Annotated in this window: 14 protein-coding genes; 6 read left to right on the top strand and 8 right to left on the bottom strand. The window is 72.1% G+C overall.

Annotated elements, in window-relative coordinates:
- Window positions 1-7 precede the first annotated feature (7 nt).
- The 5 genes from KUM39_RS04660 (at window position 8) to KUM39_RS04640 (ending at window position 10,388) form a co-directional block, all read left to right on the top strand.
- On the top strand, window positions 8-910 hold the full coding sequence (locus tag KUM39_RS04660) for a sugar ABC transporter permease (RefSeq protein WP_217784084.1): 903 nt from the start codon (window positions 8-10) through the stop codon (window positions 908-910).
- A gap of 147 nt (window positions 911-1,057) precedes the next feature.
- Entirely contained in the window at window positions 1,058-2,740 is a 1,683-nt protein-coding gene (locus KUM39_RS04655; protein WP_217784083.1) for a glycoside hydrolase family 13 protein, read from the top strand.
- A gap of 193 nt (window positions 2,741-2,933) precedes the next feature.
- Window positions 2,934-4,313 carry an alpha-amylase gene (locus tag KUM39_RS04650; RefSeq protein ID WP_217784082.1) on the top strand — a complete coding sequence of 460 codons (1,380 nt, stop codon included), beginning with the start codon at window positions 2,934-2,936 and terminating at the stop codon, window positions 4,311-4,313.
- 256 nt (window positions 4,314-4,569) lie between these two features.
- Window positions 4,570-9,987: a pullulanase-type alpha-1,6-glucosidase gene (gene pulA / locus KUM39_RS04645; RefSeq protein ID WP_217784081.1), complete on the top strand. Its 5,418-nt coding sequence runs from the start codon at window positions 4,570-4,572 to the stop codon at window positions 9,985-9,987.
- A gap of 35 nt (window positions 9,988-10,022) precedes the next feature.
- Window positions 10,023-10,388 (top strand): 5-carboxymethyl-2-hydroxymuconate Delta-isomerase, encoded by a 366-nt coding sequence (locus tag KUM39_RS04640; RefSeq protein WP_217784080.1) that lies wholly within the window; start codon window positions 10,023-10,025, stop codon window positions 10,386-10,388.
- Window positions 10,389-10,429: 41 nt separating this feature from the next.
- Here the strand turns inward: KUM39_RS04640 and KUM39_RS04635 are convergent, their stop codons facing one another.
- The 3 genes from KUM39_RS04635 to KUM39_RS04625 form a co-directional block, all read right to left on the bottom strand.
- The gene (locus tag KUM39_RS04635) at window positions 10,430-11,122 is read right to left on the bottom strand and encodes a TetR/AcrR family transcriptional regulator (protein WP_217784079.1); all 693 of its coding nucleotides are present in this window, start codon (window positions 11,120-11,122) and stop codon (window positions 10,430-10,432) included.
- Between the two features lie 88 nt (window positions 11,123-11,210).
- The gene (locus tag KUM39_RS04630) at window positions 11,211-13,124 is read right to left on the bottom strand and encodes an amino acid adenylation domain-containing protein (RefSeq protein WP_217784078.1); all 1,914 of its coding nucleotides are present in this window, start codon (window positions 13,122-13,124) and stop codon (window positions 11,211-11,213) included.
- Window positions 13,125-13,325: 201 nt separating this feature from the next.
- Window positions 13,326-13,835 carry a tetratricopeptide repeat protein gene (locus KUM39_RS04625; RefSeq protein WP_308288036.1) on the bottom strand — a complete coding sequence of 170 codons (510 nt, stop codon included), beginning with the start codon at window positions 13,833-13,835 and terminating at the stop codon, window positions 13,326-13,328.
- Window positions 13,836-13,986: 151 nt separating this feature from the next.
- Between KUM39_RS04625 and KUM39_RS04620 the strand changes: the two genes are divergently transcribed.
- Window positions 13,987-14,424, top strand: a complete 438-nt coding sequence (locus tag KUM39_RS04620) for a hypothetical protein (RefSeq protein WP_217784076.1) — start codon at window positions 13,987-13,989, stop codon at window positions 14,422-14,424.
- A 102-nt stretch (window positions 14,425-14,526) separates the two neighbouring features.
- Here KUM39_RS04620 and KUM39_RS04615 read toward each other — a convergent pair whose 3' ends face one another.
- The 5 genes from KUM39_RS04615 to KUM39_RS04595 all read right to left on the bottom strand — a co-directional run bounded on the left by KUM39_RS04615 (window position 14,527) and on the right by KUM39_RS04595 (window position 20,319).
- Entirely contained in the window at window positions 14,527-16,083 is a 1,557-nt protein-coding gene (locus tag KUM39_RS04615) for a DUF1996 domain-containing protein (protein ID WP_217784075.1), read from the bottom strand.
- Between the two features lie 174 nt (window positions 16,084-16,257).
- Complete coding sequence (locus KUM39_RS04610) at window positions 16,258-16,911, bottom strand: response regulator transcription factor (RefSeq protein WP_217784074.1); 654 nt, start codon at window positions 16,909-16,911, stop codon at window positions 16,258-16,260.
- Window positions 16,896-18,179 carry a sensor histidine kinase gene (locus tag KUM39_RS04605; protein WP_217784073.1) on the bottom strand — a complete coding sequence of 428 codons (1,284 nt, stop codon included), beginning with the start codon at window positions 18,177-18,179 and terminating at the stop codon, window positions 16,896-16,898. The genes KUM39_RS04610 and KUM39_RS04605 overlap by 16 nt, the downstream gene beginning before the upstream one ends.
- Window positions 18,180-18,554: 375 nt before the next feature.
- Window positions 18,555-19,580 carry an NAD-dependent epimerase/dehydratase family protein gene (locus KUM39_RS04600; protein WP_217784072.1) on the bottom strand — a complete coding sequence of 342 codons (1,026 nt, stop codon included), beginning with the start codon at window positions 19,578-19,580 and terminating at the stop codon, window positions 18,555-18,557.
- 94 nt (window positions 19,581-19,674) lie between these two features.
- Window positions 19,675-20,319 carry a winged helix-turn-helix domain-containing protein gene (locus KUM39_RS04595; RefSeq protein WP_217784071.1) on the bottom strand — a complete coding sequence of 215 codons (645 nt, stop codon included), beginning with the start codon at window positions 20,317-20,319 and terminating at the stop codon, window positions 19,675-19,677.
- Between the last annotated feature and the right edge of the window lie 309 nt (window positions 20,320-20,628).

Raw genomic sequence — 20,628 nt, 5'->3', positions numbered from 1 at the left:
AGTTCCCATGACCACGACCACCGTCGAGACCTCCGCTCCGGTGACCGACGCCCCCCGGCCGTCCGGCGCCGTACGCGGCCGGGGCCGCCGCGGCCCGCTCGCCCTGCTCGGCTCGCACGCCCTGCTGATCCTCGCCAGCCTGATCGCGCTGTTCCCGATCGTCTGGCTGATCTTCCTCTCCCTCGGTCCGGACAAGGACGACTATCTGCACCCCGGCGGCATCTGGAAGAAGATGTCGTTCACCAACTACGCGTTCGTGCTCCAGCACACGGGCTTCTTCGACTGGATGAAGAGTTCCCTGATCGTGTCGCTGGGCACCACCGTCGTCGGTGTCCTCGTCGCGGCCACCACCGGGTACGCCGTCTCCCGGATGCGCTTCCCCGGCTACCGCAAGCTGATGTGGGTCCTGCTGGTCACCCAGATGTTCCCCATCGCGGTGCTCATCGTGCCGATGTACCAGATCCTGTCCGACCTCCAGCTCATCGACAGCTACCTCGGACTGGTCCTGGTCTACTGCTCGACCGCCGTGCCCTACAGCGCCTGGCTGCTCAAGGGGTACTTCGACACCATCCCGTTCGAGATCGACGAGGCGGGCCGGGTGGACGGTCTCTCGCCGTTCGGCACCTTCTTCCGGCTGATCCTGCCGCTCGCCAAGCCGGGCCTCGCGGTCGCCGCCTTCTACAACTTCATCACCGCCTTCGGCGAGGTGGCGTTCGCGTCCACGTTCATGCTGGACGACAGCAAGTACACCTTCGCGGTGGGCCTGCAGAGCTTCGTCAGCGAACACGACGCGCAGCGCAACCTGATGGCCGCCACCGCCGTGCTGATCGCGATACCCGTGTCGGTCTTCTTCTACCTCGTGCAGAAGAACCTCGTCACCGGCCTCACCGCAGGCGGCACCAAGGGCTGACGCAAGGCTCCCGCGCGACCTGACCCGCGCGGGTAGGCGGCCGTGGTGTCCCGTCCAACCCCGCTGACACCACGGCCGCCTCGCATGTCCGGGCGCAGGCCCAGCCACCCCGTTCTCTCTCCCGACCCCCACCGCAGCAAGGACGCCATGAGCCCGCAGAACCCTGCAGCCCCGGCCACCGGACCCGCCGTCGCCGTCGTCGCCCCGCACCACGACTGGTGGCGGGACGCGGTCATCTACCAGGTCTACCCGCGCAGCTTCGCCGACAGCGACGGCGACGGCATGGGCGACCTGGAGGGCGTGCGCTCCCGCCTGCCGTACCTGCGCGACCTCGGCGTGGACGCCGTCTGGCTCAGCCCCTTCTACGCCTCCCCGCAGGCCGACGCCGGTTACGACGTGGCCGACTACCGTGCCGTGGACCCGATGTTCGGCAACCTGCTGGACGCCGACGCGCTGATCCGCGACGCCCACGGCCTCGCCCTGCGCGTCATCGTGGACCTCGTCCCCAACCACTCCTCCGACCAGCACGAGTGGTTCAAGCGGGCGCTCGCGGAGGGCCCCGGCTCGCCGCTGCGCGAGCGCTACCACTTCCGCCCCGGCAAGGGCACGGACGGCGAACTCCCGCCCAACGACTGGGAGTCCATCTTCGGCGGGCCCGCCTGGACGCGGGTCACCGAGCCCGACGGCACGCCCGGCGACTGGTACCTGCACCTGTTCGCGCCCGAGCAGCCGGACTTCAACTGGGAACACCCGGCCGTGGGCGACGAGTTCCGCTCGATCCTGCGGTTCTGGCTGGACATGGGCGTGGACGGCTTCCGTATCGACGTGGCGCACGGCCTGGTGAAGGCCGACGGCCTGCCCGACCTCGGTGGCCACGACCAGCTGAAGCTGCTCGGCAACGATGTCATGCCGTTCTTCGACCAGGACGGCGTGCACGAGATCTACCGCCAGTGGCGCACCGTGCTCGACGAGTACGCCGGGGAACGCATCTTCGTCGCCGAGGCGTGGACGCCGACCGTCGAGCGGACCGCGAACTACGTCCGCCCCGACGAGCTGCACCAGGCGTTCAACTTCCAGTACCTGGGCACCGAATGGGACGCCGAGGAGCTGCGCGCGGTCATCGACCGCACCCTGGACGCGATGCGCCCGGTCGGCGCCCCGGCCACCTGGGTGCTCTCCAACCACGACGTCACCCGGCACGCCACCCGCTTCGGCAACCCGCCCGGCCTGGGGACCCAGTTGCGCACCCCGGGTGACCGCGCGCTCGGCCTGCGCCGCGCCCGCGCCGCCACCCTGCTGATGCTGGCACTGCCCGGCTCCGCGTACGTCTACCAGGGCGAGGAACTCGGGCTGCCGGACGTGGTGGACCTGCCCGACGAGGTCCGTCAGGACCCCGCGTTCTTCCGGGGCGCCGGTCAGGACGGCTTCCGCGACGGCTGCCGGGTACCGATCCCGTGGACCCGCACCGGCACGTCGTACGGGTTCGGCGGTGGCGGGAGCTGGCTGCCGCAGCCCGCCGAGTGGGCCGCGCTGAGCGTCGAGGCGCAGACCGGGGTGGCCGGTTCCACCCTGGAGCTGTACCGGGCCGCGCTCGCCGCGCGCCGCGGTCACCCCGCGCTCGGCGCGGGCGACGCGGTGGAGTGGCTGCGCGCCCCCGAGGGCGTACTCGCCTTCCGGCGCGGGGAGTTCGTCTGCGTCGCCAACACCACCGGCGACTCGGTGGCCGTCCCGGCGTACGGGCGGCTGCTGCTGGCCAGCGGTGAGGTGACCGAGGCGGACGGCGAGGCCAAGCTGCCCGCCGACACCACCGTCTGGTGGACGACTGCCTGACACAGCAGCGGAGTTGGGGGATCTCGTCCTGATTTCCTCGGCGACTTCACCCGGCCCGCTGCCCTTTTGGGCGGCGGGCCTTTAACATCTGCGCCATCGCAAGGTTTCCGCAAGGTTTCAGCAAGAACCTTCAACGGCAAGGTGCTTGACGCGGAACCCGCACTCCCCGCCTTCAACGACGAAGGAACCCCACATGGCACGCAGAACCCTGCCCGCCGCGCTGGCCGCCCTCACGGCCGCCGCCACGATGGGCCTGTACCCGACAGCCGCGCAGGCGGCACCCCCCGGCACCAAGGACGTCACGGCCGTGATGTTCGAGTGGAACTTCGCCTCCGTGGCCAAGGAGTGCACCAGCACCCTGGGCCCCGCCGGGTACGGATACGTCCAGGTCTCCCCGCCCGCCGAGCACATACAGGGCTCGCAGTGGTGGACGTCGTACCAGCCGGTGTCGTACAAGATCGCCGGGCGGCTCGGTGACCGGACCGCCTTCCAGAACATGGTGAACACCTGCCACAACGCCGGTGTGAAGGTCGTCGCGGACACCGTGGTCAACCACATGTCCGCCGGGTCCGGCACCGGCACCGGCGGCTCGTCGTACACGAAGTACAACTACCCCGGTCTGTACTCGTCGTTCGACTTCGACGACTGCACCGCGCCGGTCAGCAACTACTCCGACCGCTGGAACGTGCAGCACTGCGAACTCGTCGGGCTCGCGGACCTGGACACCGGCGAGGAGTACGTCCGCAAGACCATCGCCGGGTACATGAACGACCTGCTCTCCCTCGGCGTGGACGGCTTCCGCATCGACGCCGCCAAGCACATCCCCGCCGAGGACCTGGCCAACATCAAGAGCCGCCTGACCAAGCCGTCCGCCTACTGGAAGCAGGAGGTCATCTACGGCGCGGGCGAGGCCGTCCAGCCCGGCGAGTACACCGGCAATGGCGACGTGCAGGAGTTCCGGTACGCCTACGACCTCAAGCGGGTCCTCACCTCGGAGAAGCTGGCCTACCTGAGCAACTTCGGTGAGGCGTGGGGCTATCTGCCCGGTTCCGGCGCGGGTGTCTTCGTGGACAACCACGACACCGAGCGCAATGGCTCCACCCTCAACTACAAGTCCGGCGCCAACTACACCCTCGCCAACGTCTTCATGCTGGCCTGGCCGTACGGCTCCCCGGACATCAACTCCGGCTACGAGTGGTCGGACGCGGACGCCGGACCGCCCAACGGCGGCAAGGTGAACGCCTGCTGGCAGGACGGCTGGAAGTGCCAGCACGCCTGGCCGGAGATCAAGTCGATGGTCGCCTTCCGCAACGCCGTCCGGGGCCAGGCCGTCACCAACTGGTGGGACAACGGCAACAACGCGATCGGCTTCGGGCGCGGCAGCAAGGGCTACGTCGCCATCAACCACGAGAGCGGCGGCGTCAGCCGCACCTACCAGACCTCACTGCCCGCCGGGACGTACTGCAACGTGCAGAACAACACCACGGTGAGCGTGAACGGAAGCGGCCAGTTCACCGCCACCCTGGGCAGCAACACCGCGCTGGCGATCTACGCGGGCAAGTCGAGCTGCTGACAACCCCCTTGAGGCGTCCCGTGGTCCCTTGAGGTCCTCTCGGGGCTCTTCCGAGGCGCTTGGAGGCCCGGACCACCGCCCGTGCGGAGGTGGTCCGGGCCAACTCGGCTGTAATCCCTTGCCGATGCTTTCACGCCTCTTGCTGCAACCCTTGCGCCACGGGTACGGTCCCCGAGCGGGCGCCCGGCAGCGAAGCCAGGCCGAGCGGCAGTGGGGTCGGACCCAACAGAGCCGTAATCCCTAGGAGTTCACCCTCGTGATACCCAGATGGCCGGCGCCCCCACGGGGCGTCCCCCTGCGTCGTACCCCCAGCCGGAGGCGGGCGGCGGCCGTCGTCGTCGCCGCGCTGACCGCCGCGCTCGTGCAGCCCGTCGCCGCGCACGCGGCGGCCCCGCCCGCGCCCCCGTCGGACGCGGCCCTCGCCGCGCAGCCCGCCCGGCACGACGACACCCGTGAGCAGTTCTACTTCGTCATGCCCGACCGGTTCGCCAACGGCGACCGCGCCAACGACCGCGGAGGGCTGACCGGTTCACGGCTGAGCACCGGCTACGACCCCACCGACAAGGGCTTCTACCAGGGCGGCGACCTCAAGGGCCTGACCCGGCGGCTCGACTACATCAAGGGCCTGGGCACCACCGCCATCTGGATGGCGCCCATCTTCAGGAACAAGCCGGTCCAGGGCACCGGCAAGGACGCCTCCGCCGGTTATCACGGCTACTGGATCACCGACTTCACCCAGGTCGATCCGCACTTCGGCACCAACCAGGACCTCACCGACCTCATCGCCGCCGCGCACGCCAAGGGCATGAAGGTCTTCTTCGACGTCATCACCAACCACACCGCCGACGTGGTCGATTACCGCGAGCAGTCCCACGACTACCTCGCCAAGGGCGCCTTCCCCTACCTGACGAAGGACGGCCGCCCCTTCGACGACGCCGACTACGCCGACGGGAGGCGGACGTTCCCCGCCGTGGACGCGGGCTCCTTCCCGCGCACCCCCGTCACCGGCGCCGACCGCAAGGTCCCGGCCTGGCTGAACGACCCGACGATGTACCACAACCGGGGCGACTCCACGTACGCGGGCGAGTCCGCCACCTACGGCGACTTCTCCGGGCTGGACGACCTGTGGACCGAACGCCCCGAGGTCGTCTCCGGGATGGAGAAGATCTACCAGCGCTGGGTGCGCGACTTCGGTGTGGACGGCTTCCGCATCGACACGGTCAAGCACGTCAACATGGAGTTCTGGACCCAGTGGGCCACCGCGCTCGACACCTACGCCGCCGCGCACGGCAGGAAGAACTTCTTCATGTTCGGCGAGGTCTACTCCGCCGACACCTCCGTCACCTCGCCGTACGTCACCCAGGGCCGCCTGGACGCCACCCTGGACTTCCCGTTCCAGGACGCGGCCCGCGCCTACGCCTCCCAGGGCGCCAGTGCCCAGCGGCTCGCCTCCGTCTTCGGTGACGACTGGAAGTACACCACCGACAAGGCCAACGCCTACGAACAGGTCACCTTCCTCGGCAACCACGACATGGGCCGCATCGGGTACTTCCTCAAGCAGGACAACCCGAACGCCACCGACGCGCAGCTCCTCGCCAAGGACAGGCTCGCCAACCAGCTGATGTTCCTCAGCCGGGGCAACCCGGTCGTCTACTACGGCGACGAACAGGGCTTCACCGGCTCCGGCGGCGACAAGGACGCCCGCCAGACCATGTTCGCCTCCAAGGTCGCCGACTACCTGGACGACGACGAGATCGGCACCGCCCGCACCCACGCGAGCGACGCCTACGACACCAGCGCCCCGCTCTACCGGGACATCGCGGCCCTCGCCAAGCTCCGCAAGGCCAACCCGGCGCTCACCGACGGCGTCCAGACCGAGCGCTACGCCGCCGACGGCCCCGGCGTCTACGCCTTCACCCGCACCGACGCCCGCACCGGCCAGGACTACGTCGTCGCGTTCAACAACGCGGCCGAGCCCAGGACGGCCACCTTCGCGGCCGGTTCCGCCCGCCGCACCTACCGGGCCGTCTACGGCGCGAAGGGCAGCGCCGTCACCGGCACGGACCGCAGGCTGACCGTCTCCGTGCCCGCCGGTGCCGCCGTCGTCTACAAGGCGGACGGCCGCCTCGCCCCGCCCGCGACGAAGCCCACGCTCACCCTGAAGGCCCCCGACGCGGGCGTCACCGGCACCACCGAGGTCACCGCCGCCGTGTCCGGCGGTCGGCTCAACCGGGTGGTGTTCGCCGCCCAGGTCGGCAACGGCCCCTGGCGCACGCTCGGTTCGGCCGACCACGCGCCGTACAAGGTGAGCCAGACCCTCGCCGAGGACACCGCGCCCGGCACGCCCCTGCGCTACAAGGCCGTCGTGACCGACTCGGCCGGGCGCACCGCGAGCGCCACCGCGCAGAGCACCACCGGCACCCCGGCCGCCCCCGAACCGCCCACCGCCGCCTCCCGCGACTACGCGGTCGTGCACTACAGGCGTGCCGACGGCGACTACGCGAACTGGGGGCTGTACGCCTGGGGCGACCTCGCGGACGGCGAGGCCACCGACTGGCCGAAGAGCCACCCGTTCATCGGCCGCGACGCGTACGGCGCCTTCGCCTACGTCAAGCTCAAGCCCGGTGCCTCCAACGTCGGCTTCCTCGTCATCGACAAGGACGGCAACAAGGACGTCGCCGCCGACCGCTCCATCGACGTCACCAGGACCGGCGAGGTCTGGATCGAGCAGGGCACGGCGGACGTGCTCACCGAGCGCCCCTCCTACCCCGCCCCGGACAAAACCAAGGCCGTCCTGCACTACCACCGCGCCGACGGGAACTACGACGGCTGGGGCCTGCACACCTGGACCGGTGCCGCCAGCCCCACCGACTGGTCCAAGCCGCTCCAGCCGGTCAGGACGGACGCCTACGGAGCCGTCTTCGAGGTGCCGCTCACCGAAGGTGCCACCAGCCTCAGTTACATCCTGCACAAGGGTGACGACAAGGATCTCCCCACCGACCAGTCCCTGGACCTCACCGCCGACGGGCACGAGGTGTGGCTGGTGAACGGGCAGGAGAAGTACCTCCTCCCGCAGCCCGCGGGCAGTGCCGCCGCGCTCGACCTGACCACCTCCAAGGCCGTCTGGATCGACCGGGACACCGTCGCCTGGAACGGCGCCGAGGGCGCCGCCTCCACCCAGCTCCTCGCCTCCCGCGACGGCTCCCTCACCGTCAAGGACGGCGCGCTGACCGGCGACGACGAGCAGTGGCTGCGGCTGACCAGGGGCACGCTGACCGACGCGCAGAAGGCGAAGTTCCCGTACCTGAAGGACTACACCGCCTGGACCGTGGACCCGCGCGACCGGAACCGGGTGCGCACCGCGCTCACCGGGCAGCTCGTGGCCTCCCAGCGCGCCGCGAACGGCGCCGTGCTGGCCGCGACCGGCGTGCAGATCGCGGGCGTACTGGACGACCTGTACCCGGCCGCCACCAAGGCCGCGCTCGGCCCGGTCTTCTCCGGCGGCCGTCCCACCCTGTCCGTGTGGGCGCCCACCGCGCAGGACGTACGCCTCGACCTGGACGGCACCTCCGTGCCGATGAAGCGGGACGACACCACCGGCGTCTGGTCGGTCACCGGCCCCGCCTCCTGGAAGGGCAAGCCGTACCGCTACGCCGTGAAGGTGTGGGCGCCCACCGTCCGCAGGCTCGTCACCAACGAGGTCACCGACCCGTACTCGGTCGCCCTGACCGCGAACTCCGAGCGCAGCCTCGTCGTCGATCTGAACGACAGGTCCCTCGCGCCCAGCGGCTGGTCCGGCCTCACCAAACCCAGGGCCGTCCCCTTCCGGGACGCGCAGATCCAGGAACTCCACATCCGGGACTTCTCCGTCGCGGACCCCACCGTCCCGGCCGCCGACCGGGGCACCTACCTCGCCTTCACCGACAAGAACGGCGACGGCTCCCAGCACCTGCGCGCACTCGCCGAGGCGGGCACGGACTACGTGCACCTGCTGCCCGCGTTCGACATCGCCACCATCCCCGAGAAGAAGGCCGACCAGGCCGTCCCCGGCTGTGACCTGGCCTCCTACCCGGCCGACTCCGACCAGCAGCAGGCCTGCCTGGCGAAGACCGCCGCGAAGGACGCCTACAACTGGGGCTACGACCCGTACCACTACACCGTCCCCGAGGGCTCCTACGCCACCGACCCGGACGGCACCGCGCGGACCGTGCAGTTCCGGAAGATGGTGCAGTCGCTCAACCAGGACGGCCTGCGCGTCGTCATGGACGTCGTCTACAACCACACCGCCGCCAGCGGCCAGGCCGACACCTCGGTCCTGGACCGGATCGTGCCCGGCTACTACCAGCGGCTCATGCCGGACGGCACCGTCGCCACCAGCACCTGCTGCGCCAACACCGCGACCGAGAACGCCATGATGGGCAAGCTCGTCGTGGACTCCATCGTCACCTGGGCCAAGCAGTACAAGGTGGACGGCTTCCGCTTCGACCTCATGGGCCACCACCCCAAGGCCAACATCCTCGCGGTCCGCAAGGCGCTCGACGCGCTGACCCCCGCGAAGGACGGCGTGGACGGAAAGAAGATCATCCTCTACGGCGAGGGCTGGAACTTCGGCGAGGTCGCCGACGACGCCCGCTTCGTGCAGGCCACGCAGAAGAACATGGCGGGCACCGGCATCGCCACCTTCTCCGACCGGGCGCGGGACGCGGTGCGCGGCGGCGGCCCCTTCGACGACGACCCCGGCGTCCAGGGCTTCGCCTCCGGCCTCTACACCGACCCCAACTCCTCGACGGCCAACGGCACTCCGGCCGAACAGAAGGCCCGCCTGCTGCACTACCAGGACCTCATCAAGGTCGGCCTCAGCGGCGACCTCGCCGCCTACCGCTTCACCGACACCACCGGGAAGGAGACCACCGGCGCCGGACTCGACTACAACGGCGCCCCCGCCGGATACGCGGCGGCCCCCGGCGACGCCCTCGCCTACGTGGACGCCCACGACAACGAGTCCCTGTTCGACGCCCTCACCTACAAGCTCCCCCGGGGCACCCCGGCCGCCGACCGCGCCCGGATGCAGGTGCTGGCGATGGCCACGGCCGCGCTCTCCCAGGGCCCCGCGCTCTCCCAGGCCGGGACCGACCTGCTCCGCTCCAAGTCGCTGGACCGCAACTCCTTCGACAGCGGCGACTGGTTCAACGCCGTCCACTGGAACTGCGCCGACGGCAACGGCTTCGGGCGCGGACTGCCCCCGGCCGCCGACAACCAGTCCAAATGGGAGTACGCCCGCCCACTGCTCACCTCCGTGAAGGTCGGCTGCCCGGAGATCACCGGCACCTCGGCCGCCTACCGCGATCTGCTGAAGATCCGCTCCACCGAACCGGCGTTCTCCCTCGCCACCGCCTCCGCGGTGCAGGGCGCGCTGTCCTTCCCGCTCTCCGGCACCGACGAGACCCCGGGCGTCATCACCATGCGCCTCGGTGACCTCGTCGTCGTCTTCAACGCCACCCCCGAGCGGCAGGACCAGCGCGTCACCGGCCTCGCCGGTACCCCGTACCGCCTGCACCCCGTGCAGGCGTCCGGCGCCGACGCCCGCGTGAAGACCTCCGCCTACACCCCGGCCACCGGCACCTTCACGGTCCCGGCCCGGACGGTGGCGGTGTTCACCAGGGCCGCCCAGTAGGGTCGGGCCGGAACCGGAGAACAGGAGCACCACCCATGCCGCAGATCACCATCGACCACTCGGCCGAACTGGAGAACGCGTTCGACCGGGCCGGGTTCGCCCGTGCGCTGCACGAGGCCACCGTGGAGATCGCGGCGGCCCGGCCGGAAGCCTGCAAGACGCAGTTCCGGCCGGGCGCGTTCACCGTCTACGGCTACGAGGACCCGGCGGCGGGCGGGCACACGGTCGTGCACGTCACCATCGGGCTCCTCGCCGGACGCGACGCGGCGACCAGGGAGCGGCTCGCCGAGACCGCGCTCGGCCTGATCCACCGGTACGTCACGCCCGGCGACGGGGTCGCGGTGCACGCCTCGGCCGAGGTCCGCGACCTCGACCCGTCGTACCGCAAGTCCGACCGCTGAGGCTGGTTACCGGCGTCCTGAAGGACCGGCCCCACGGTCCTTCAGGACGCCGCCAGGGCCAGCAGCCGGCCGACGAGATCCGCGAACGGACCGTCGTCCGGCTCCTCCGCGACCATCGCCCGCAGCAGCTCCGCCATCTGCGCGTCGTACGCCGCGCTCACCGCCGCCAGCGCCGCGAAGTCGTGCACCAACTGCGCCTCCAGCTCCGCGCGCGGCACCCGGCGGCCGTCCAGCCAGATCAGCGCCGTGGACTCGGCCAGCGAGATCCACGACCGCACCACCAGCTCCAGCCGCGCGGGCGCCTCGGCCACCCCGAGATGGGACACGATCTGCTCGTACGCCTCCTGCCGTACGGAGTCGATCAGCGCGTTCGTCGCCGACGAGCCGACCGCCGGACCGCCCCGCATCAGCGCCGAGAAACCGGGGCCGTGCTGGTCCACGAAGTCGAAGTAGCGGCCCATCACCCGCAGCAGCCTGGCGCCCAGCGGGCCCTCGTGCGGCTCCCGGAACCGGCCCGCCAGATCATCCGCCGCCCGCTTCAACGCGGCCTCGTACAGGCTGAGTTTGCCGGGGAAGTAGTGGTACACCAGCGGCCGGGAGATACCGGCCGCCGCCGCTATCTCGTCGATGGACACCTCGTCGGGCGACCGTCGGCTGAACAGGTCGAGCGCGACCCCGATCAGCTGCTGCCGCCGCTCCTCGACACCCATCCTGCGGCGCACCCCGGTACTCATGCGACCACCATACCGACCGCGCCCGCAGCGGAACGGGCGCTACCGGGCGCGGAGTTCGGACAAGCCGGGTATACATGTCATGCCGGGCTCAGTGCAGCCCCTCCATCGTCCTGCCGTTCGCCAGCGCGGCCTTGAGCTGCGCCTGGGTGCCCTGCCTGGTCTGCACGGCGAGAAGCCGGCCCGGTTCGCTCGCGTTCACCCCGCCGGTCGCGGCGATGCTCGTGGTCGCCGGATCACCGGCCGCCAGCAGATACCAGTGGCCGCCGCCCGACTTCCACAGCACCCCGGCCAGCGCGTGCGGGTCGCGCGGCCCGCAGGACCGGGTGTCCTGCCCCTTGGCGACCACCGCCCCCACCGGCCCGCCCGGCGTACGGAACTGGGCCAGCGCCTGCGCCCCCTCGCCCCGCCAGGTGTCCGCGCGGGTGCAGACCCAGGTGCCCGGACCGCTGCCGTCGGGCAGGGGCTGCTCCGCGAACTGCCAGGCGTTGACCGACCGGATGCCCGCCGCGCGCTGCGCGGACAGCGAACAGGCGAACGGCGCCCACGCCTTGAGCCCGTCCGGGCCGTTGACCTCCTTCGGCGCGCCGGGACCGCCCGCCGTCAGATGCGCCGGGACCAGCTCCCCGAGATCGGTGGCGAGCCGGGTGCCGCTCGTGTCGGTGAGCTGGAGCACGTTCCACGAGGTGCAGCCGCCGGTCTGCATCGCCGGGCTGGGCAGCGGCTCGGTCACCCCGTCCTTCAGGGCGAGCGGTGTCGCGGGGGCGTCCGGCTTCATCAGGTCCCGCCGCGCCGCCTGCTTCACCCAAGGGGCCGTCAAATAGCGGACGTTGCTGTCCGAGCGGCCCAGCACCAGAGCGCCCGCCTCCGCGCCGGTCGCGCCGTCCACCCGCGCGAAGTCCAGGGCCGCACCCGCCGTGCCGTCGGTCGGCTCGGCGTAGCGGGCGATGCGCAGACCGTCGTAGAGGATCACCACGCGGGCCGCGTCCACCTGGCCCGCGTAAAGGAGTTGGGGCGGTCCGGCGGGGCCGCCGGTCTGGGTGCCGGGGGTCGCGGAGACCCGGACCGTGGCGCCGGGCCGCGCCCACACGGCGAGCGCGCGGCGCAGCAGCGCCCGGTCCCCGGTGAGCGGACCACGGGCCGGCCACACCGAGAAGTCGCCGCGCGCGGACGTCTCCCACGCGGCCGGGGCGGTGCGCAGCAGCCTGCCGGGGTCGAGGGCGGCCTCGGCGGCCGGGTTCTGCGCGTACGCGGGCGCGGCGGCACCGTCCGGCCCCCAGCCGCCGCCCGGCAGCGCCACCAGCGTCCCGCAGACCGCGAGCGCGGCGGCCGCGGCGAGCGCGGCCTTGGTGTGCTGGCGGCGGCGCAGCAGATCGGTGGGGCGGGCCTGGAGCCAGCACGGGTCGAACTCGGCGGAGGTCAGCAGCGCGTCCCGCGCGGGCACCTCGGCGGCCCCGGCCAGCGCCTCCTCCGGGTCGGTGACCCCGGCGGACCTCAGGACGCGGACCACATCGGCGTCCTCCAGCCGCTCCAGGCCGCGCAGTACGTACGCGGCGCGGGCCGGTCCGGAGAGTCCCGACAGCCGCTGGTCCAGGTCGAGTTCATCGGCGCCCCCGGTGCGCGGGAACAGCCGCAGCCCCCACACCTGCGGCAGCGGCGGCGGGAACTGGGAGAGCCGGGGGAGCCGCCTGCGGGGGCGGGCCGCCTCCAGCGCGGTACGCAGCACCCGCCGCCGCATCAGCGCGTAACCGGGGTCGCCCTCCCGGCCGGTGGCCTGCGCCGGGATCGCCCCCACCGGCTGCTTGCCGCGCGGCAGCGCCCGCTGGGCCAGGGCGTGTGCCGTCAGCACCCGTCGGCCACGGCCGAGCCGGGGCGGCAGGACGAGATAGGCGAGCCGGACCAGCCGCGGATAGTGCTCGACGAGCGCGGCCTCGGCCTGCTCGACGTCGATGTCCGTTCCGGCGGCGGGAGTTGCGGGGCGCTGAGCTACATCCGGTGACTGCACGCCCGGATGAACGAGCGAGACGTGCTGAGGTCACCCGGTGCGGCGCGGCTTGGTGGAGCTGGGTGCGGCCCGCTTCGGCCGGTCGTGCGGTCGCTGGACGGGCGGGGCGGGTCGGCGTGCGGGGCCGGTTGGCGTGCGGAGGGCATCCGGCGGGGGCGTCCGGTGGGGGCGTCCGGTGGGCGGGCCCCGGTCCGCCGTCCGTCAGTCCTCCGGTGCTGTCAGCAGGCGCGCGTAGTTCGCCATCGACCGCTGGTAGCGCGGGAGATGGGGTGCGAGGGCGCCGAGGACGAGGGACAGGCCCTCGCGGTCCCGGCCGAGGGAGGACAGGCACAGCGCGAGAGCGGCGCGGACGGCGTCGTCCAACTCGTCGGAGGAGGCGTCCAGTTCGGGAGTGAGCAGGGCGACGCCCTCCTCGGCCCGGCCGGTGTTGCGCAGCGAACTGGCGAGCTGGATACGGGTACGGCGGCTCTTGTAACGACTCTCGGCGTCGAGGCCGCGCTCCAGCGCCTCCCGGTACAGCGGCACCGCCCGGTCCGAGTGGCCGGTGGAGTCCCACGCGCACGCCTGCTCGAAGGGGCCGAGCGGGCTGCCCTCGGGGAGTTCGGCCACCAACTTGCCGATCACGTCCCGGAACTCGGCCGCCCGTGCCTGCGGGTAACTGTCGAACTCCGCCCAGGCGGCGGCCACCCGGTCTTCCCAGTCTCGGTTCACGCGGGCCACTCTCGCACGCGGGCGGGTCCGGCCCGCAACCGATTTGAGTACGGCGCCTTGAGCACGGCGCCGCCCGCGCCCGTATCGAACGGGAGGGTCCCGCGCCGGGGCCCCGCAGGGCATGCTTGGCCCGAACGCGACCGGAGGACAGATGAGTTTGCCGACAGGACCCCTGGCCCGTCGAAAGGGCGGCCGGGCGCTGCTCGCGGTGGCCGGCGCCTGCGCGGCCGTGGTGGCGCTCGCGGGCTGCGGCTCGGGCGCCGACCGCACGGCCACCGTGCCGCCCACCGCCACCGGCAGCCTGGAGAGCCTGGCCGCCGAGGTGAAGTGCGCGCCGGACATGCAGACCGACGCCGACGAGATCCGCCAGGCGCTCTGCAAGAACCGGGCCGGACGGTTCGTCCTGGCCACCTTCGCCACCGACCGCGGTCAGCGCGAGTGGATCAACGACGCCAAGGACTACGGCGGCCACTACCTCGTCGGCCGCAAGTGGGTCGCCGTCGGGGACACCGGAGTCGTCACCTCGCTGCGCGGCACGCTCGGCGGCGACCTGGAGGACGGCACGGACCACCACGCCCACCAGGGCTGAACGGCGGCCGGAAACCAACGGCCGCCGGAGACGGCACACGGAAAAGCGCGCGGCGGGCGGTGGGAGATCCCACCGCCCGCCGCACGTTCACCGGCGCTCACCTCACCGGCAGTTCTGCCCCCGGTTCAGGCAGTTGGCGATGCGGTTCGCCAGGTTGCCCTTGGTGATGTTGATGAAGTCGTCGTGGTCGGTGGCCGCCTTGTGCAGCTGCTCGGGGAAGCCGTCCACCGCGTACGCGTTCTTCACCTGGCCGTTCTCCAGGGTCGGCGGCTTGATGTCGTAGACCAGCCGCATGGTCAGCTGCGGGATGGCCTTGAAGCCGTTGCCGCAGTTGCCGTTGGCGTCGGCGAACGCCACGTGGGTGCGGTGGTTGGCGCTGTCGGTGTTCTGCCCGTCCCAGCAGCTCTGGAAGGCGAAGGTGCGGACCACCTTGCTGCCCTGCGGGCAGATCGGGTACTGCTCGGTCAGCTGCACCTTGCTCTCGAAGCCGGTGCAGGACCAGTGCGCGTTGGCGTTGGCCAGACCGTTGGTGGTGGTCTTGGCGTCACCGGTGATGATGCGGAGGAACTGCGGCATCGCGGTCACCTTGCCGCGCGGGCTGCCGACGTACTTGATCTCCGCCTGCCGCGGCACCAGGATCTTGCCGACGTTGCCCTCCTTGCCACCGCCGTCCGCGTTCTGGTCGAAGTCCTGCGAACCGTCCTGGACCCGGACCACCGGCCAGTAGTACGCCGACAGGTCGTCGCCGTTCTGGCAGCTGGTGCCGCCCTGGAGGAAGGTGTCGTTGCTGGCGAACGCGTTGATCTTCTGGTTGCCGACGTAGTCGTGCAGGTGGTGCGCGCCGTTGTTGACGCCGGGCGCCACGATGACGTTGTCGGTGTTGTGGTTCTTGTTGGCGTTCACACCGCAGCGCGTGGTGAAGGTGCCCTTGGAGGCGCCCCAGCTCTTGCGCGGCTTGGCCGCGACGTTGCGCCCCACCTTGGTGATGTCCACGAAGTCGGCCGCCACGGGGCCGTTGCCCGCCTGCCCGCCGATCGCGCCGCCCGCCTGCCCGCCGCCCTGCTGACCGCCGTTGCCCTGCTGCTGACCGCCACCCTGCTGCTGACCGCCACCCTGCTGCTGGCCGCCGCCCTGCTGGCCCTCGCCCGCCTGGCCGCCGCCCTGCTGCTGGCCGCCCGCGTTCTGAGCCGCGGCGGCGGTGCAGTTGGCGAGCGCGTCCAGGTCGGACGGCGCGGTGCCACCGGCCCGCGTCACCTCCAGCTTGATGCGGTCCAGGATCACCTTCCGGCGCTCCTGGAGCGGCTGGAGGATGGAGTTCTGCACAAAGCTCGCGTCCCTGGCCTGCGCGTCACGCGTGGTCGCCAGGCGCTGGTAGGCGTCGGTGATCTGCCGGTCCAGGTTGCCCAGCTCGCCGTCCACCTCCCCACGGGCCTGACCGGGCACCTCGGTCAGCTTCTGGCCGACGTCGGGGCAGGAGATCGTGGCGACCTGCGCCGTCTCGGCCTTGGTCTGGTTCCCTCCCCACGACTGGTTCTTCTCGTGAGCAGAGGCGTAGAAATTCGCCCAGATCAGCCCGCCCCCACCGAGCGCTAGGGCCGCCGATGCGGCAATGGCCTTCGTGGCCAGCGGCGTACGGCGTTTGCGTGTACTGCGTCCCATGGGAACTCCTCATGACTTCCTTGCAGGGCTGCGTCGAGGCGCCCGACAGGAGTGAAGCGGCGCCCATCCATACGCACACCGCCGCGCGGGTGTTCAGCCGACGCGGTGATTGTTCGGCGGAACTTGTGCCACAGGAGTTTCAAATGCCCTATGAGCAGCGAGAGTTGAGAAAAATCAACGATCCCGGTCGAGGTGGGCCAGCACCGCGAGAACGCGGCGATTGTCGTCGTCCGACACCTCAAGTCCCAGTTTGGCGAAGATGTTGGAGGTGTGCTTGGCGATCGCCCGTTCCGTCACCACCAGCTGCGCCGCGATCGCCGCGTTGGACCGGCCCTGCGCCATCAGCCCCAGCACCTCCAGCTCGCGCGGCGTCAACCGGTCCACCGGCCGCTCCCGCGTCGCACGGTGCGCCAGCAGCTGTTGGATCACCTGCGGGTCCATCGCCGTACCGCCCGCCGCGACCCGCCGTACGGCGTCCACGAACTGGTCGGCGTCGAACACCCGGTCCTTCAGCAGATAGCCCACCCCGCCGTTCCCGTCCGCCAGCAGCTCCCGCGCGTACAGCCGCTCCACGTGCTGCGACAGCACCAGCACCGGCAGCCCCGGCCGGGCCCGGCGCGCCCGCAGCGCGCACTGCAACCCCTCGTCGGTGTGCGTGGGCGGCAGCCGGACATCCACCACCGCCACGTCCGGCGCCGACTCGGCCAGCGCCCGGTCCAGTTCGGGCCCCGACTCCACCGCCGCCACGATCTCGAAGCCGTACGCCTCCAGCATCCGCACCAGGCCGTCACGGAGCAGGAAGAGGTCTTCGGCTAGGACAACGCGCACGGGATCTCCATCGTGACCAGGGTGGGACCGCCCGCCGGGCTGCTGACGGCCAGCACGCCGTCGAATGTACCGAGCCGCCGCTCCACCCCGGCCAGCCCCGAACCCCCGGCCACCGACGCACCGCCCCGCCCGTCGTCCGTCACCGTGATCCGCAGCGCGCCCCCGGCATGGTGCAGGTCCACCGTCAGCCGCTCGGCACCGGAGTGCTTCACCGCGTTGGTCAGCACCTCGCTCACCGCGAAGTACGCCGCCGACTCCACCGGCGCCTCCGCCCGGCCCGGCAGCTCCACGCTCACCTCCACCGGCAGCGGCAGCCGCAGCGCCAGCGCCCGCACCGCGTCCCCGAGCCCCCGCTCGGCCAGCACCGGCGGATGGATGCCCTGCACCAGATCCCGCAACTCCTCCAGCGCGTCCGCCGAACTCTGCCGGGCCCTGCGCAGCAACTCCCTGGCCTGCTCAGGGTCCCGGTCCAGCAGCATCTCGACCGTGCCCAGATCCATGCCCATCGCCACCAGCCGCGCCTGCGCCCCGTCGTGCAGATCCCGCTCGATCCGGCGCAGCTCGGCGGCCGAGCTGTCCACGGCGTCCCGTCTCGTCTCCGTCAACACCCGCACCCTCTCGGTCAGTTCGGCGGCGCCGGGGGCCAGGACAGCGCGGGTCAGCCGGAAGTGCGCGGTGAGCAGGCGCGGTGCGTACCGAGCCCCGGCCAGCAGCAGGACGAGGGCCAGCGCACCGGCGCCGAGCGCGCTCGCCTGCCCGGTGACCGGCACGAAGCCGTACCAGTACGGCTCGGTGCGGGCGACCGGCCGCCACAGCCCCGCCGCCAGCGCGAACCCCTCCACCGGGTAGAACACCAGCACCGCCGGGAGCAGCGCGGTGACGAACCCGGCGGTCGCGTCCACGGGCAGCCACACCAGATCCCGACGCACCTGCGGGTCTCTGAGCTGTGCGAACGTCCGCGTCCACGGCTTCGCGCTCGCCGGGATGTGCCGGTACGCGGGCGGCACCCGGATTCCGCACCACTCGTCGGCCAGCCCGCGCCGCAGATCCGCCAGCGCCCGCACCCCGCCCAGCAGCGCGGGCGTGGTGAACAGACCGACACCGAGCGGGACCAGGGCGACCGAGACCACCGTCAGGATCAGCATCAGCAACGAGAACGGCAGCAGCACGGCGGCCAGCACCAGCCCGCGCACAGCGGCGAGCAGCACTTCTCGGGCGCGGTCTCTCGCCCCACCGGGGGCATGGTCCTGACGGGTCTGGGTGTCCATGTGAAAAGTCTGGCCGAGCAGGGCCCCGCCGGTCACGGGGGCAAGACCCCGGAACGGGGGTGGGGCCAGCTACACCCCTGGGGTGGGGGCGCCGGGTACGCCGGTCGGGTGCGGGGTGCGGGGTGCGGGGTGCGGGGTGCGGGGTGCGGGGTGGGGTGGCGCAGTGCGGTGCAGTGCAGTGCGGCGCGCTGCGAGGTGGTGCGGGGTTGCGGGCGCGGGCGCGGGGTCGGCGCCCGGCGCCGAGGGGCGGCGCCCCCGCCCTCCGGCGCGAGGTGCAGGCGGCCCGCTCCCACGGCACCAGGGCTTGCCCAGGCAGCCCGCTTCCACGGCACCCAGGTGCTCTCAGGCGGCCTGCCCCGCCGCAGGCGCGGCGCGTCACACAGGCCGTTCCCCGGCACGGGCCGCCAGTACCCGTGCCTCAACCTCCGGGCCGATGCCCTTGACCGACCGGTCCGGCCGCAGTGGTGCCGTCCCGCCGATCCGCGTCAGCCAGGCCCACGTGTCCGCGACCGTCTCCGCCACGGGTCGGCACTCCAGCCCGGTCGCCAGGGCCCGCGAGGCGTCGGCGCGGTGCGTGCTGTCGTACAGCTCGCCGCCCGGCGGCGCCCACACCGGGAGGCCGGTCCACGGCTCGATCCCGGCCTGCTCGATCAACTCCGGCTCGGTCCAGCACAGTTCGGCGTCGGAACCGGTGACCCGGACGCATTCCGTCAGCAGTTCCCCGGTCGAGGTGATGCCGGGCGGGCCCACGAGGTCGTACGGTCCGGACAGCGCGCGTTCGACCGCGCCGGTGAGCCATCCGGCGAGGTCGCGGACATCGACGTACTGCAAGGGCAGGTCGCGCGGGCCGGGTGCGAGGACGTGACCGCCCCGGGCGATCCGGGCCAGCCACCAGGGCAGGCGGCCCACGTTCTCGTAGGGCCCGAGGATCAGCCCGGCGCGGGCCAGCACCGTGCGGTCCGCGCCGAACTCCGACTCGACGGCGAGTTCGGCGCCGCGTTTGTCGCGGGCGTAGTCGGTGGGACCGGCGTCGGGTGAGGCGCCCGTGACCGTCGCCCCGTCCCCGGAGGTGGGGCCGAGAGAGGGCCAGGGCCAGGCGTAGACCGAGCGGCTGGAGACGTACACGTACCGTGCCGCGCGCTCCCGCAGCAGCCGGGCCGCGTCCCGTACCGGGCGCGGTCCGGCCGACCAAGTGTCCAGCACCGCATCCCAGTTGGCGGGGTGGGCGGCGAGGTCGGCCAGGCCGTCCGGGGCGGTCCGGTCGCCGTGCAGCACGGTCACGCCCTCCGGCGCCGGGTGCCTGCCCCGGTGCAGGACGGTCACCTCCCAGCCCTGCCCGAGCGCGGCCTCCACCACGGCCCGGCCCACGAACTCCGTTCCGCCCAGTACGAGAAGTCTCATGCGGACGAGCGTGCCGGGTGCGGGTCGGGTGGCGCGGTGGTGTCAGCCGAGGGCGGACGGGGCTTACGAGCAGAGGTGTTGGAGTGGGGCGTGTTCAACGGCCTTTCTGCGGGGCGTACTTGTACCCCACACGCCGTACCGTCTGGATCGTACGGCGGTGTTCGGCGCCCAGCTTGCGGCGCAGCCGGGCCACGTGGACGTCCACGGTGCGGCCGTCACCGACGTGGCCGTAGCCCCACACCGTGGTGACCAGCTGGTCGCGGGTGTGCACCCGGTGCGGATGCGCGACCAGATGGGCGAGCAGCTCGAACTCCAGGTAGGTGAGGTCGAGTTCGCGGCCGTCCACATGGGCGATGCGGCGGTCGCTGTCGATGCGGACGAGGGTGTCGCCGCCGGTGGCGGTGGCGCGGTCGGCGGGGGTCACGTCGTCTGCCGGGGCGTCCGGGACGGCAACCGGCAGGAACGGCGGCTGCTGGTCGGCCGGGACGAGCACCAGATAGCCGACCATCGCGGGGCGGCCGGGCAGCGCGGGCAGGATGTGCTGGGGCGCGGGCAGCCAGGTGGCACCCGGCGGGAGGAACTCCGCGAGGTCCACCACCTCGTCCCGGTCCACGGCCCGCAGCCGGTGCCGTGCGCCGACGGTGGCGGAGGCGGCGGGAGCGGCGAGCGGCGGTGCGGCTGCGGCGCGGGTCGCGCCCGTGGTGCGTGCGGCGGTCGGGAAAGTACGTGTGGTCGCCATGAGAGGTCAGCTCTTTCGCGCGAGGAGTTCGTCGGGCAGAGCGGCGGCCACGATTCGTGGTCGGGCGCGCCGGAGGACGTACGTCGATTCGCGCTGGCCGAAGGCCGGGGGTATACGGCTTTAGAGGGCCCGCGCGTTCCTCGCGGGGCGACACACACGGTCGAAGTCGTGGTGCTGACGGGACGGCCAGAACGGCTCAAGGTCGTGGCGCCCCGTCGTGGTGCGCTGCTGATAGCCGGCCATGCGGTCAATTGAAGCAGACAGCGGCGCGGGGGAGGAGAGGTCTCTCACTGCGTGGACGGGAAGTGG

Origin of the sequence: Streptomyces corallincola, assembly GCF_019104725.1 — a bacterium.
GTDB classification, from domain to species: domain Bacteria; phylum Actinomycetota; class Actinomycetes; order Streptomycetales; family Streptomycetaceae; genus Streptomyces; species Streptomyces corallincola.
This window is presented reverse-complemented; position numbering and strand designations above follow the sequence as displayed.